Here is a 14,391-nt window from a genome sequence, read left to right as displayed (position 1 = left end):
GCTCAGAGCTCCCGAAGGCTGCCGTCTCGCAGCCGCCGAAGTACCAGCTGTGCCGCCTCGCCGCCGGGGACAGCCCGTTCCAGCTGGGCAGCGGACCGATAGTTCCCCTTGCGCCGGAGTTGAGCCACCACGTCCCGGAGCGCGATGGTGTCCCCGGCCACGGCAAGACGTAGCCGCAACTCCTGGGCTGCCTCGTAGCGGCCAGTTCGCAGCAGTTCCTGAATGCGTCGGCGCGCGTGCTGATCGACCGGCACCAGCGGCCCTACGACATCCGGTACGGGCGGTGCCCCGACTTCCCGTGACTCCGCTGATCGGGCGGGCTCCTGCCAGATGTTCTTCGCCAGCATGAGGCCCGATCCGGATCCCGTGGTGGCGAGCTGTGGGCGGGGGCGGTTTTCGCTGCCGAGCCGACTGTCCAGGCTTCGGAAGAGGGTTGCGACGTCGAGTTCGCGAGGCCCCCCGCGAATTCCCTCGTACAGGATCTGCGTTAGGGCCCCGGTGAACGCGGTGCAGTCCTCACCGGCAGGGGAGAGGGCCTTGGCGGTGGACGCACAGGCGGTGAGCACAGCGGTGCCCTTGATGGCCGCGACAGCCGCGAGATCGTCCGCGCCCATGGTGCCGCCCTTTAGGGCCTTGCCGCTCCAGCAGCAGTCGAGGATCACCACCTTCTGCGGTACCGCCGTGGCGCGCAGCAGTTCGGCCCGTACGTTCTGGTAGCGCAGGGCGAGATGGATGCCCGCCGGCTCGCGGCTGTTCGGCAAGGCCAGGTGTAGTTCGTCGTCGATGAGGGGGTCGGTGAGCCCGTGGCCGGCGTAATAAAAGAGCAGCGACTCCGTCGCTTCCCGGGCTGCCGTCTGCAGAGCGCTGATCACGGCATCGGCTTCATCGGGCTGGTGCAGGACCACGCAGTGTTCGGGAGGCAAGCCCCAGATCCTCGGTTCGCCGAGGAGCGTCGCCAACCGCCCGAGATTGTTCTGCACCGCGGGCAGCTGTCTGTCCTCAGGCATCGCCGAGTATCGGGACACACCGACAAGCACGGCGCGAGAGGCCCTCGGGTCGGGCAGCCGTGGAGGCATCACGGGGTGGTGGGAGTCACCCCGGAGGACGCCTGTGAGGATCCGACCGCTTGTGTGAGTTGCGCCACCGCCTCGTTACCGTCTCCCACCACGACGACCCTTATACCTATGTGGCTGACGCTCACGCTAGGCGCCGTACCCGTGCTCTGCTGGGTTTGGAGACGGTAGGTCGCGATCGAGGTGACGAGACTGCTGAGGGCGATAACGTTGGGGATCACCAGATTGAGGACGTCGAAGCCGATCCCCATCTCGCCGCCGGCCGGATTCATGGCCGCAGGGGTGACCCCAGATGCGTAAGCGGCCGCTTCGGGGTCCTCTAGCAGCCAGCGGTAGAGATCGGTGCCCGCACCGTCGTCGGTTTGGATCGTCAATTCCATGTCGTCCCCACGGGTCGTCAAGTACCTCGGAAGTTCACGGGTAATAGGGCGGAGTTTAATGGTTCGTCACCCGCGGCGTGAGGCCTTTGGGAGTAGCCCAGAGCCCAGGTCTGTGGCTGCCTGGACCAGGTGGAGCGGCCGAGGTAGCTGTTTTCGCGAGGTGATCGCCCTCGCCGCGCAGGACGCCTACTTGTTCGGCCTGACGGTGGTGGCACGATGCTCTGAGCGCGGTGAGGGAGGAGGACGGGGTGGGGCAGGTGGAGCGCGAGCCGGTCGGCGGGGCACTCTCCGGGGAGATGCGGCGGGTCCTGTCGCCGAGCCTAGATTGGGATAGAGCTCCCGTGCTGGGATCGTGCTGGGATGACCCCCGTCAGGACTCAGTCACCGCAGGTGGGAGCTCCGTACTAATTTCCGCTTCAACGTGTAGTGGGCGATATACCACCACGTCGCTGATCTGGCAAACATGCAGGTCAAAAGGGGTCCGACCCTTTCGAGTCGGGCCCCTAGCTTTTTCCCGCGCTGGGATGGTGCTGGGATAGCTGACCCCTCGTCACCTGTCATCACCCCTGCTCACCTCTACTGTGCTGGGATCGTGCTGGGTGTCTGTGAGGCAAGCTGGCACGCAGGGGGACTGCGTCCCTGCGCGGCGTTCCACCGACGTGGTCGGCGGATTGTCAGCGCTGACTTCTAGACTCGTCTCGACAGCTGCACAGGCGAGCAGGCACAGCAGTGGAGGGGCGGAAGAATGGGGTCATCTCGGGGCTCCGGGCGCGTCACAGCGCCCGAGCCGACGATTTCGCCGATCGCGACGCTCGCGCACCGCGTGCTGTCCGGAGAGATCGTTCTGCCGAAGTACCAGCGGGCGTTCGTCTGGGAGCCAGAACAAGTGCTCTATCTTCTGGACTCGGTCCGCCGGAACTATCCCATCGGCAGTCTGCTGATGTGGCGTACGTCCGACCGGAGGCTGGCTAGCGGTCACGAGATTGCTGGGTTGACCGCCGTTCCGCAGGTATCCGGGGCTCCGGTGCAGTACGTCATCGATGGACAGCAGCGGCTGGCCAGTCTCGTGGGCGCGATGCACGGTGAGGGGGCACGGTGGAGGATCGGATTCGACCTGGCCAGTGAGGAGTTCCTGTACCTCACGGAGGAGACCCCGGTCGGTGCGCACGTCATTCCCGTGCGTGACCTGGACTCGGCGGGCTCGATGATGGCGTGGGTGTTGAGGGATAAACCGACGGACGAGCACGTGCGGCGCGCCCAGGCACTGAGCGATCAGTTCCGCGGATACCAGGTACCGGTCGTGACCATGCTCGAGGTCACCGAGGAGGACTCGGCCCGCATCTTCGAGCGGATCAACAGCACGGGCACGAGGATGGACATCGTCGATCTTGTGCGCGCCGGGACCTGGTCGAGCGACTTCGACCTCAAGGAGGAGATCGAACGGCTGCTGCAGGTCCTCGACCGGAAGCGGTACGGCCGGGTCGACACCAAGACGATGCTCCGCACGATCTCCGCAGCCGCTGGCTTGGGGTTCTCCACCAAGTCCATCCAGGACCTGCGGCGTCTCGACCGTGCGGAGTTGCAGGACGCGGTGAGCGAGGCCGGTAAAGCGGCCGCTCGAGCGGTCGACTTCCTCTTCACTCAGGTCCGGACCCCTCGCGCCGAGGCTCTGCCGTACTACAACCAGTTCGCGGTCCTGGTGGAGTTGTTCCGGCAGCTCCCCAAGCCGTCCGCCGATCAATACGCGGCGATCGGCCGGTGGTTCTGGCTGACGGCGAGCAGCGAGTACTTCAAGGGCTGGCGCGAGTCTCAGATGACGGCCGACCTCGACGCGGTGAGCGCCTTCGCCGCCGGCCAGGCGACGGAGATCGAGACCGGGGCAGCCCTGCCGCGCGACGTGCTCTGGCAGCGGACGCAGTTCTCACGCGCCAACGCGCCAACCAAGCTGCACGTCTTGCTGATGTCGTACGAGAAGCCGGTGGACCTCAACACCGGTCAAGCCATCGACACCGATAAGGCGCTGGCCGGGCAGAACGACAAGCAGTTCCACCACTTCTTCCCACGCGCCTTTTTGAGGCGACGCGGAGTGAGCGCGGCTCGGGCGAACGTGTGCGGAAACCTGATCATGTTGAGCGCGATCACCAACAACAACGTCTCCGACTCTCCGCCCTCCGTGTATCTCAAGGACTTGATCGACTGGCACGGCGAGGACACTCTGAGAGCTCGGCTGCGGACCTGTCTCGTCGAGGAGGACGCCTACCAGGCTGCTCTGCGAGATGACTACGAGGGCTTCCTGAAAGCTCGCTCGCGGACCCTGCACGCGCGTCTGATCAACCTGATCGGATCGGCGGCCGAGGGCAGCGATGGGTCGAGGCCGGACGTCACGTCGATGGGCGCCGAGGAGTCCGAGGAGCCCGACCCCGTACCTGACGACGCGGAGCCGTTCGACCGCGACTCGGTCGACTGAGCCGGGCCTGATCGGCATGCGCATGAGGGAGGTCCCGGCGCAGGATCGGCCACGAGAACGGCTGCTCGACCGGGGTGCGGAGGCGCTGTCCGACCGGGAGCTTCTCGCACTGCTGCTGGGGGCTGGCCTGGCTGGCCAGGACGCTGTGGAGCTGGCGGGACGGTTGATCGCCCGACACGGTGGGCTGCACGCGCTCTCGCGCGTCCCTGCCGATGAGCTCGCCGCCGGTCTGCCGGGTGTGGGCCCGGCGAAAGCGGCGCGGATCGCGGCAGCGTTCCAGTTGGGACGGCGGGCGGCGGTGCAGCAGGCTCCCGGCCTGCGGCGGGTTTCCGGCTCCGCCGACCTGGCGGCTGTCGCGAGCCCCCTTCTCCGTGGCTTGCGTCACGAGCGAGCTGTCCTGGTGACGTGCGACGGGACGGGCGCGGTCCTCCGCGCCTCCGTCCTCACAGACGGAGCGTCCGACCGCACTCTCGTCCCGGTTCGCGACACCCTGGCGCGTGTTCTCGCCCTCGGCGGTGCCGCGTTCGGCGTCGCCCACAACCACCCCTCCGGCCGCCTGACGCCGAGCGACGCCGACCGCCTCACGACTTCCCGCCTTATGGCGGGGGCGGAGACGGTCGGCCTGCGGTTCCTCGACCACGTGGTGGTCACGGATTCGGGATGGCGGCGGGTCCCGTCCGATTAACCCGACTACAGGCGTCCGGAGAAGGCGGCGACGAGCAGTCCCTTACGCAGCGTCTCCAGGTCGGCGACCTGCCGGGCGCCGAACTGGGCGACCCCCCGGGCCAGGGTGAGACGCTCCGCGATGCGGCGCTGTTCCGGTAGTGACGGGAGGGGAACCTCCGTGGTGAGCAGGGTTGCCGGGGTAGTGCGCTTACGCCGCACCATTGAGCCGCGAGGTGTCAGCCTTGACCACAGATCCGGCCACGCGAGGAGGTGTCCGATGTACTCGGGGTCCGCTGCCTCGGTATTCAGGCTGAAGACCGGGTACTCGGGCGAGACGAAAGTACCCGAGAAGCGCTCGTCGACGACAGCCAGCGCGCCTTCCCATGCGTTCAGCTTGCTCATCACGACTTGGCCCTTACGCAGGCGCGCGAATCGCGGATACGCGGTCTCGGAGCCCTGAATGACGGGACGCTTGATGAGCCCCTTACCGAAGCTGTAGATGCCGGTGACGGCGTACTTCTCGTCTGACGAGACACCGACAAAGTCCTGGTCGACGCGTAGAGCGGAGCCAAGGGTCGCAACCTGGTCCACAGAACGGAGGAGCGAATCCGCGTGCTGTTGCACGAGCGAGCCCGACTCCTTCTTCAGCTGCGCCACACGGGTAATACTGCCCATCGCCGCGTCGAGCTTGTCGGCGATGCGACGTTGCTCGATGGGATGAGGGAGTGAAATTTTGATCTGTTCGAATGCTCTGATGCTCAGGGTTCGATTTCTGTCGGCTGACCCACGTGACGCCTTACCGATCTCCGCTAGGCCTTCCCTTGTAAGGAAAAAATAGCGCATGTATCGGACATCCACCTCCTCCCCCTTTGGTACGTAGAAAAGGAATCGACTGGAGGCGACGCAATTAGCGTCCTCTTCATCTGTAACCCCGACAGCGCCTTCCCAAGCCTTGATGTTGCTCAGAACGAGCGCTGTGGACTTGAAGTTGAAGTGCGGGAGTTTGGTCAGGCGACTCCCAATCGTTGGCGCGTACCGGATTGTGCCGCGCCCGAACGACCTCATCCCGAAGGCTCGGTATTCTTGCTCGGGCTGAATATCGACGAGTTCCCGATCCATCCGCAACACGTCACCAACTCGCACAACCTGGTTCACCCCGCCGCCCCCAGGTTTGACCGAAGATCCTTCAGCAATCCGAGGATCTCTTCCTCCGTCTTCGCGAGCTCGTCCACCAGCTCCTCCGGCGTGCGATGAGCTAGCTCGTCGCCGATGTGCGGGTTCGTGCGGTCTAGGTGATACCCGTCCGCGATGATCTCCGCGGCCGAGACTGACCACGCGCGCTCCCCCGCCTCGCGGCCCTCGCGCGTCTTGCCGCCCCACCAGGCCACGCAGTCGTCGTACTCCTCAAGCCGTTGCGGCTTCGTCTTGGTGTAGCTGCGGCGCCCCTCCGGGAGGGGGATCTCGTAGAACCAGACGTCCCGAGTAGGGCCGGTCTTCTCGAAGAAGAGGATGTTGGACGGGATCTGCGTGTACGGCGCGAAAACGCCCTGTGGGAGCCGGACTACGGTGTGCAGGTTGCACTCCTTCATCAGCTTCTTCTTGATTTTCGCGCCGATCGAGCTCTCACCGGAGGCGAAGAGTGAACCGTTCGGCAGGACGATCGCACAGCGGCCACCCAGCTTCAGCTGGTCCAAGATCGAGTACAGGAAGAGCCAAGCCGTCTCCTGCGTCTGGAATGCGGACGGAAAGGCCGTGACCACCGACGACTCCTCCTCCCCGCCGAACGGCGGATTGGTGAGGACCACATCCACCTTGTCCGCCGCCTGAGAGTTCCGCATGGTGAGAAGCGAGTTCTCCCGGCGGAGGCGAGGGGCGTGCACGCCGTGGAGGAGCAGGTTCATCGAGGCCAGCAGATACGGCAGCGGCTTCTTCTCGATGCCCTTAAGGTTCGCGTGGAGCTCACGCTGCTGTGTCTCGGTCTTGACCCTCCCCTCCAGTTCCTCGTGGGCCTGCACCAGGAATCCGCCGGTCCCACAGGCCGGGTCGAGGATCGTCTCGCCGAGTTCGAGGAACGACTGCCGCACCATGAAGCGGTTGACGGGGCGCGGAGTGTAGAACTCGCCGGAGTCGCCGGCAGCGTCCCGCATCTCCCGCAGGATTGACTCGTAGACGAACGCCATGGTGTGGATGTCGTCGTGCGAGACGAAGTGGATTTTGTTGACGATGTTCACGAGGTCGCGCAGCAGCGTGCCCGACTGCATGCGATTGACGACATCCTTGAAGATCAGCGAGATGACGTTGCGCGGGTCCTCTGCTCCCCGGTCGGCCTCCTTGTCCAGGCCCGCCAGGTAGGGGATGAGGTCGTCGTTGACGAAGGTCTTCAGCTCGTTGCCGCTGAGGTCCTCGTCCGTCGCCCAGTCCGTCCAGCGGTAGGGCTTTTCGATCGCCCGGCGGTATCCGCCCGGGTCCAGCGCCTCGCCCTCCTCCTCGACGCGCTCCTCGAACGCCTTGAGGAACAGGAGCCAGGACAGCTGCGGCAACCGGTCCAGGTCGCCGTTCATGCCGGCGTCCTTGCGCATGGTGTCGCGCGCGGACTTGATCAGGGACGCAAGGCGACCCTGAGTGGTGACGGGTGCCTTCTCTGCCGCTTTCCTTCTGGTCGCTGCCATGTCAGTTCAGTCGATCCTTCTGCTCGTTCCGTCCCGGAAATGCGATGTCTTCGTCATCCTTGGCAGAGCCCTTGGCCAGCGTGCGGGTCCATATCTCGCGGACCAGGGCCATCGCGGCGTCAAGGGTCGGTGGAATATGGGTCGTCAGTTCCCCGGCGATCTCCGGATAGTCGTCCCGCCACCGCGGAGGTGGATCAGGAAGGACGAAGGGAACCCCGTGCGTGGCCCGCACCGCGAACACGTGTCGCACGGCCTTCAGCAGGTCCACGTCGCCGGAGAGCCCGCTCTCGATCAGGAGTACGAGGTCCACTAGGTCCTTGACTCGGGTGTTGGGCCGATCCCCGTAGTCGCGTGTGAGCGCGTGGAGTTTCTCCGCGAAGTGCTGACGCCGGTCGACTGCCTCGATCGCACGGGCTGGTGCCCCGGCGAACTCCAGTGTGTTGGGGAGTCGCAGGCGCTCCGTGAGTGTGATCTCCTCGCCACGGTCGACCACGTCCACCCTGACACCGGCGAAGAGTCTCCCTGCCAGGTGCGCCTCGACGGAGAAGCGCCACCCGCCCCGTCCCGCGACATCCGCTTTGAGGGCCACTGGCGCGGCGACACGGAAACGAAACCCGTCGGCGTCCAGGTCGAGGTCCAGAGCTTCGATGAGCAGGTCACGGACCGCATCCCCGTCAAGACCCCCGCTGACCGGCTCAGGCCGTACGGCCAGGTCCAGGTCCTTGGTGGTGCGCGCGCGTCCGGTGAAACGGAACTCCATAGCGGCTCCACCCTTCAGTACCCAGCCGCTGGTGCGGTCCTCGGCCAGCCGGGCCGCGAGGCGGTCGAAGACGACCAGCCGCCGGCGACGAGCCAGGTCCGTTCCTGTCTCGGCGGCCTCCTGCTTGAGTCGCACCTCCAGCGCCCGCCGCAGATCGGCGGCGTCCCGGTATCGGCCGGTCACGACAGCGCCCCGAGTGCGCGCTCGATTCCCAGTTCGGACCGCGGTCCGCACAGTTGGGCTGCGTGCATCAGCTTCCGGCGGGTGATCACGCCGCGCTCCAGGGCCTCGGACACCGCGGATTCGAGCACGTCCTGGTCCGCCCCGTCAGCCGCACTCTCCGCCAGCGCCCTCAGCGGTGTCGTCACCCGGTACCCGGTACGCCCCTCGCTGTCTCCGTCGCCGAGTTCGGCGTGGTGCAGGATTGCGGTGTCCGTGCTCTGGCGGAAGCCGTGCGGCACGGTGAGATGGATGCGTGAGGGGTTGGCCACTCCCAGGTCATGAGCCGCAAGGGCGCTGGTGTGGGAAACCACCGCACGACCCTTGCTCCACAGCGACCAGCGGACGAACTGCTCATCGCCATCGCTCGGCAGGTCCGCAAACTCGCGGAAGCGGTAGATGGCCCGGTCGACGGCAAGCCAGTTGCCGTGCTGCGCGTGGTAGCGCTGGGCTTGGTATGAGTATCCCGCCGTCCGGGCTTGAGCGGCGGTGAAGTACCCCCGCTGCCCGGCAGCGATCCGCCAGAGCGCGGCGCGGGTATCCGTACGATCTCTGAGCACCTCCTCAGCGTAGCAGTGCTGAAAACACAAAGCTGGCTTTACTTCAATGTGCCATTCTAACATCAAAGTAAAGCCATCTTGTATTTCTACGCCTCGCGCAAGTCAGACCGCGGTGAGTAGCCGGGCCGCCAGATCGTCGATGGCCTGATGTGCCTTACCTGGCTCCCCGAACCGGCTGGTCAGCTCCGCCACCCGTCCCATCTCGGTGAACGGCGGCACCCTGAGCGTCTCCACTTTCAGCTGCGGCGAGCCCGACTCCTCGAACTTCAGGAGCATCGCTTCGAGCACCTCCTTGGCTCGGGGCCCGAAGGAGTCCAGGAATTCCGCGTGCTCCCGGCGGAACCACGTCAGCCGTTCGTCCCGACTCACGACGGCCAGCCCCTCCCAGGCGACGGACACCAGCAGGTCCACGGGGTCCACCTCGCGCCTGCCCAACTCCTCGGGTAGGCGCTCGGCGTCGATCTGCGCGGACTTCAGCGCCTCCATCAGAGCGGCGCGGCTCTTCGCCTGCGCCCACTGCGTGCGCAGCTGGGCCGGATCGAGGTCCAGTTCCAAAACGCGGTCGTGTACCCACTGCTGCACGGTCACCAGCTGGAGTCGCCTGCCGTCGTCCTTGAGGATGTACCGCAGCTCACCCACCTTGTAGACGTCGACATCCTTGACCGTGTACCGGTCCCTGGAGCGAGAGAGAATCCTCTCGATCTCCTCGTCGTCGGTGATGTCGCCGTCCTGCGCCCCTGCCGCGGGGTCGCCATCGGTGCCGAACACACCGCCGTCCTGCCGTGCGTACTCCGCCTCGGGTTCCGCGGCCGACTCGGCGTCCGCATCCGGCCCGGCCTCAGGTGAAGGTGTCAGATCCTCGGAGTCCACCACCCCGCCTTGCTCGTCGATCCAGTCCCTGACCACCTTGAGCGGTGGCCCGTCGAAGGCCGGGTCGTCGAAGAGTCGCGACGCCTCGACGAAGTCGATGATGTCGAACGACTCCTTGCCGATCTCTGGGCAGAGCCGAGTGCCCCTGCCGATGACCTGCTTGAACTCCGGCATAGAGGCCATCCGCCGGAACAGCACCACGTTCCGCACAGGTGGCATGTCCACCCCCGTCGACAGCAGCTTCGACGTCACCGCGATGACCGGCTCGTTGCTGTCCGCCTTGCGGAACTCCTCCAGCGCCTCGCCACCGTGCGAACCGTCATCTCCGACGATGCGCCTGACGAAGTCCGGAAGCGCTGCGACCTCCTCGGGGGCGGAGTTGAACAGCGCCGTCCGCATACGGGCCGCGTGGTCGTTGTTCTCGCAGAAGATCAGCGTCTTTCCAAACCGCCCCTCCTCGGCCGTGGCGCGCAGATGATCAAGGAGGTAGCGCGCCGCCAACTCGGTCCGCTCGAGGATCACCATGACCCGCTCGTAGTCCTTGGGGCCGTAGAGATTGTCGGGGATCTCCCGCCCGTAGATGTCCGTCTCACCTGGTCGGGGGCGGAACCCCTCCACGTCCACGTTCAGCCGGACCCGGCGCAGTCGGTACGGCGAGAGGAACCCGTCCTCGATGCCGTCCTTGAGTGAATACGTGAAGACGGGGTTGCCGAAGTACTCGTAGGTGTCGGTCTTCCGCCTGTCGTCGGCGACCGGCGTGGCGGTCAGGCCGATCTGTACGGCCGGCGAGAAGTGCTGAAGGATCCTCCGCCAGCGACCGTCACTGGCGGCGCTCCCTCGGTGGCACTCGTCCACGATGACGACGTCGAAGTAGTCCTTCGGGTACTGCCGGTACAACTCCTCTCCCGGCGCACCGTGCTCCAGGGTCTGGTAGAGGGCGAAGTAGACCTTCCGTCCGCGCTTGGCCTGACCTCCCGTGATCTTGTGGACGTCGTCCTTTCCGAACACTTCCTGAAAGTAGCGGTCCTTGGGATCATCGACGAGCATGTTGCGGTCCGCGAGGTACAGCACACGTGGCTTCCTGCCGCCGAAAGCCTCGGGGGCGTTCATCAGCCGAGCCACCAGTTGGAGCGCGAGCATGGTCTTGCCCGTGCCCGTCGCCAGGACGAGCAGGATGCGCCGCTCGTCGCGGGCCAGAGCGGCCAACGCCCGTGTCACGGCCACCCGCTGGTAGTACCGGGGCCGCTGGGATGTGCTGTCGGAGTTGCGCAGCGTGTAGTCGTACAGGGTCGAGAGGAGTCGCTCGCCCAGCGCTGTGTCACCCACGCCCTGGTCCTGAAGGAACCGCTCCCAGAGCTCCTGCGGGGAGGGAAACTTCTGGATGTCCCGGATCACCGACCGCTTCGGGTCGCTGAAATCGATCTCCACGATGTCACGGCCGTTGGTGGCGTAGGCGAACCGCAGTCCCAACTTGCGTGCGTAACGCCGAGCCTGCTCGACCCCGTTCTCCGCGCTGAGCCGGTACCGCTTGGCCTCTACCACGGCAATCGGAACGTCCGCGACGTACTCTAGGACGTAGTCGGCGACCAGCGGCCTTCCCTTGCGGTGACGCCTTTTGGTCGGCACGAGTTGTCCGTTGTTGATCCCGTACTGAGATCTGATCTGCCGAGTGGCCCACCCGGAGGCCGCGAGTGCCGGAAGGACGAACCGCTTGCACGTCTCGTCCTCGGTCATCTGATACGAACCGAAGGTCATGGGACCAGATTTACTGCATGTCTCTGACAGTTGTGACCAGAGAGCGGAATCAGTCATCGCTTCGGGCGTTTTTGCCTCTGGAACTGCCAGTTCGGCAGAGTCGCGGGAGCCCGTGGGCGGGCTGGCCGGAGGTGGTAATCCGCGCCTCGCCGTCTGCGCTGCGGACGGTCCTGAGTCGACGAACGTCATGAGCATGAGGTGATGTGACGGTCAATCCCTCTTGAGTTCGAGGACAACGCCGGTCGCCCGCGGGTGGTTGAGGTTCTACACGCCGAGGGAGCGCGGGAAGTGGGTCACGCTTACGGTTACAACCTGCTCCAATACTTCCGAAAGGCGCAGATTGCGGCTGGCGTCACCTAGCCCGACGGCACGCGAATGGACCCCCGCGCTCTCTGCGGCGCTCCTTCGCTTCGACTGCTACGGCCCCCTGGCCCCCGAGGTATGGGATCGTTGCGCTCGGTCGTGATGGACTCGGAGTGACTTCGGCTCCGCAGCGTGAACACTTGACAAGTTTCGACCGTGCTGGATCAGTGCTGGATGTCCACGCGTTTCCGCAGGTCAGAGTCTTATTGTGGAGTTCCGCTTGAACAGTGGGTGATAGGTCAAGCGCGCAGAAGCACGATGTTTGCGTTGCCGACAGTGCCCAGCGAAACTCCAGCCGTTCACTGAGTGAACGGGAAAAGCGTTCACTGAGTGAACGCCCACTCTGTTCACTCAGTGAAAAGGCTGCAGCGGTGATCTTGACTATCTGACCCTTGGCCCGATGGCGCCGGTGAATGTTCACGAACAAGGCGGAGACGCCCGGATCGTTACACCCCGGCCTCGCGTCATGGGCGGGTCGTTGGGCGCGGCAGCGGGGAGACTCGGACGACCAGTTTCCCGGTACGCGCAGCGCGGCTGGTTCCGCAGATGCGGGGTGACGTCACGGCCAACCTCGGGAGCAGCCTTGATGATCACCCGACACGTGGGGGTCGGGGCGTACCAGCCGTCGGTCGCCGGGAACCCGTCCGAACCTGCCTACGCCTTGTGCGCGGCCGTCCGCTGCTGCTTGCGCGGCCTATCCGGGGGTCCGCTGCTGACAAGGACAGTCAGGTCGAAGCTGTCGGCGTAAGTGAGCGGCGGCTCGTCGGGGACGAGTGTGGGGATCATGCGGCTCGCAGTGGCATGGGCCTGGACCGCTCCCGGCGCCGGGTATCGGGGCACCAACCAGTGCGCGGCAGGAGCATAAGGTGCGGGTGTTCCGTCATACCGGAGGCCGGTCTGAACAGTTCGCCGGGGGCAGACATGAAAGATCGCGGAAAGACTGGCCAACGTGCGAGAGGGCATGCCAACCTGGACGTCCTTGCTAGAAACGCCAGGTCAGACAGGCGATTGCTCGTGGCCGAGGCTCGCGCAAGCCCTCGCTAGCCTGGCTTCTCAAAGACTGTAGAAGCACTACGGCGGCGAGAGTGGCCGCTCGGTCCTGGCCAGCCCGCGCGTCTTGAACGTTCTCCGCCGAGGACGCAACCTCATCGTGGACGACCGCGAGGACGTGCACGTCAGCTCGATGGACGGCCGCTTCTACCTCGGCTCGTTCCCGCTCGGCCGCCCTGGCACCGACGGCGAGGGATGGAAAGTCGCCCTCACCGGCGCGGCCAAGGTGCGCGGATATTACCTGTCCTTCGACACCGAGACCCCGGCCGATATCGTCGCCACCGCTGTGGCGCGCGTGCTGGCGACCTCCCCGCGCCTATAAACCGGAGGCTCCAGTCGGAAGTCCTCCCGCAGAGGCTGCTCTCTGACTGCCGACGGCATGGCGGTCCCACCCCACACCGTTCTCCCTCACCCTGGAGGCTGCCCGTGAGGCAGTTGACCGTCGGCGATCTCATGGACCGTTTGTCTGTCTGCGACCGGGTCGTTGCGGTCCGGCTGGCGATGACCCGTTCTTCCCCGTGGCGCACCGTCTCGCGCAGGTCGTGCCGTCCATGGACGAGACCGGTCGTCCCGTCGTCTAACTCGCGAAAGAGCGTGATGCGGGCATCCAGCTCGGTCATCTGCCACCTGAGGTCGCCGTCGCCCTGACCTGGCAGGGCCCCGTCCAGACACCCCCGCCGCACCGCAAACGGCCAGTAGAACCGCACCTAGCCTTTGGAGGCGCTCCTGCACCCCGAGTATCCGATCGACCCGCCCGCCCCGCACGGTGCTCTGCCCGCGTACTGGGTCGGCCCCCGGCACCTGGCCGGTGACGACAATCGTTTCTACGACGCCGTCGCCGATGCCCTCGTCGGCCTGGGCTGGACGAGCCTGACGATCGTGCGCGGACGGCGTGAGCTGGACGAGGCGGAAGGCGACCGGCAGGTCCTGCGCAGCACCGTCCTGCACATCAGCCCGGACACGCTGCGCTGGGCCCAGTGGGTTCTGGCGGATGAGCCGTTCTACCTGGGGGACCTGCCGATCGCCTGGCAGGTCTGCGCTCGCGCGGACACCAGCAGCCCGCTTGCCGCGTGGTCGGCCTACTTCACCCCCGACATTCCCGGGGAGGTCCTCGTCGACTTCCTCGTCGCGCTCGACGCCCGCGCCCAGCCCGCCGTGCCGCTGGCCGGCCCCGAGATGGTCCTCGACGCAGTCGCCGGCCACGGCTGGCTCCGCGACATCGACCAGCCCCACACGGGAGCGATGGACCCGTCGTTCACCTCATACCTCAGCCTCGGCGAGGTGCCGCCCCTCATCCAGGATGCCGACCCGCGCGCTCTGACCGCCGAGGCGGATGAAGCGGGCCTGGCCGGGTGGCAGGCGTGGGCCGAGCCCGTGCTGGGCGCACCGTGCCTGTGGGCGGCGTCATTCGGCGCCAGCGTGCCCCACGATCTCGTCGCCGCCTTCGCCGCCTCCCTCAGCTCGACCGCACCGGTCCTGCGACGTGTGCTGCCCGAGGCCACCCGGGAGCGACTGCTCCGGGCCCCGGCCTAGCGTCCGAGGACGCTCTCGTGCGGAGC

At 66.2% G+C, this 14,391-nt stretch carries 12 protein-coding genes and 1 pseudogene; 5 read left to right on the top strand and 8 right to left on the bottom strand.

From position 1 onward, the window contains the following. Positions 1 to 2: 2 nt before the first annotated feature. Together G3I60_RS14655 and G3I60_RS14650 are read right to left on the bottom strand one after the other, a co-directional pair. Positions 3 to 1,076 (bottom strand): caspase family protein, encoded by a 1,074-nt coding sequence (locus G3I60_RS14655; protein ID WP_275405955.1) that lies wholly within the window; start codon positions 1,074 to 1,076, stop codon positions 3 to 5. After that, on the bottom strand, positions 1,076 to 1,453 hold the full coding sequence (locus G3I60_RS14650) for a hypothetical protein (RefSeq protein WP_164295348.1): 378 nt from the start codon (positions 1,451 to 1,453) through the stop codon (positions 1,076 to 1,078). Before G3I60_RS14650 ends, G3I60_RS14655 begins: the two co-directional genes overlap by 1 nt. A gap of 745 nt (positions 1,454 to 2,198) precedes the next feature. On the opposite strand from G3I60_RS14650, the gene G3I60_RS14645 reads away from it, so the two are divergent. After that, complete coding sequence (locus G3I60_RS14645) at positions 2,199 to 3,920, top strand: DUF262 domain-containing protein (RefSeq protein ID WP_164295347.1); 1,722 nt, start codon at positions 2,199 to 2,201, stop codon at positions 3,918 to 3,920. 16 nt (positions 3,921 to 3,936) lie between these two features. Next, positions 3,937 to 4,605 (top strand): RadC family protein, encoded by a 669-nt coding sequence (locus G3I60_RS14640; protein WP_164295346.1) that lies wholly within the window; start codon positions 3,937 to 3,939, stop codon positions 4,603 to 4,605. 5 nt (positions 4,606 to 4,610) lie between these two features. On the opposite strand, the gene G3I60_RS14635 is transcribed toward G3I60_RS14640, so the two are convergent. The 6 genes from G3I60_RS14635 to G3I60_RS46395 form a co-directional block, all read right to left on the bottom strand. Next, entirely contained in the window at positions 4,611 to 5,741 is a 1,131-nt protein-coding gene (locus G3I60_RS14635) for a restriction endonuclease subunit S (RefSeq protein WP_164295345.1), read from the bottom strand. Beyond that, complete coding sequence (locus G3I60_RS14630; protein WP_164295344.1) at positions 5,738 to 7,255, bottom strand: class I SAM-dependent DNA methyltransferase; 1,518 nt, start codon at positions 7,253 to 7,255, stop codon at positions 5,738 to 5,740. Before G3I60_RS14630 ends, G3I60_RS14635 begins: the two co-directional genes overlap by 4 nt. 1 nt (position 7,256) lies before the next feature. Next, positions 7,257 to 8,198, bottom strand: coding sequence for a nucleotidyl transferase AbiEii/AbiGii toxin family protein (locus G3I60_RS14625; protein ID WP_164295343.1), 942 nt, complete (start codon positions 8,196 to 8,198; stop codon positions 7,257 to 7,259). Next, on the bottom strand, positions 8,195 to 8,794 hold the full coding sequence (locus tag G3I60_RS14620; RefSeq protein ID WP_164295342.1) for a hypothetical protein: 600 nt from the start codon (positions 8,792 to 8,794) through the stop codon (positions 8,195 to 8,197). The genes G3I60_RS14625 and G3I60_RS14620 overlap by 4 nt, the downstream gene beginning before the upstream one ends. 102 nt (positions 8,795 to 8,896) lie before the next feature. Beyond that, positions 8,897 to 11,419, bottom strand: a complete 2,523-nt coding sequence (gene hsdR, locus G3I60_RS14615; protein WP_164295341.1) for an EcoAI/FtnUII family type I restriction enzme subunit R — start codon at positions 11,417 to 11,419, stop codon at positions 8,897 to 8,899. 1,017 nt (positions 11,420 to 12,436) lie between these two features. Next, positions 12,437 to 12,568 carry a hypothetical protein gene (locus G3I60_RS46395; RefSeq protein WP_275405954.1) on the bottom strand — a complete coding sequence of 44 codons (132 nt, stop codon included), beginning with the start codon at positions 12,566 to 12,568 and terminating at the stop codon, positions 12,437 to 12,439. 331 nt (positions 12,569 to 12,899) lie between these two features. Here G3I60_RS46395 and G3I60_RS45420 point away from each other — a divergent pair, with 331 nt between their 5' ends. From G3I60_RS45420 to G3I60_RS14595, 3 genes and pseudogenes are all read left to right on the top strand, one after another. Beyond that, positions 12,900 to 13,154, top strand: a complete 255-nt coding sequence (locus G3I60_RS45420; RefSeq protein WP_239069824.1) for a DUF317 domain-containing protein — start codon at positions 12,900 to 12,902, stop codon at positions 13,152 to 13,154. 98 nt (positions 13,155 to 13,252) lie between these two features. Continuing rightward, positions 13,253 to 13,509, top strand: a pseudogene (locus G3I60_RS45415) (hypothetical protein); the annotation flags it as partial. Between the two features lie 37 nt (positions 13,510 to 13,546). Further along, a complete protein-coding gene (locus tag G3I60_RS14595; RefSeq protein WP_164607188.1) occupies positions 13,547 to 14,365 on the top strand; it encodes a DUF317 domain-containing protein in 819 nt (272 codons plus the stop codon). The last annotated feature ends 26 nt before the right edge of the window (positions 14,366 to 14,391 follow it).

Origin of the sequence: Streptomyces sp. SID13666 (genome assembly GCF_010548325.1) — a bacterium.
In the GTDB taxonomy this organism is placed as follows: Bacteria; Actinomycetota; Actinomycetes; order Streptomycetales; family Streptomycetaceae; genus Actinacidiphila; species Actinacidiphila fildesensis.
The sequence above is the reverse complement of the archived record's forward strand: the minus strand, read 5'-3'. Positions and strand labels throughout refer to the sequence as shown.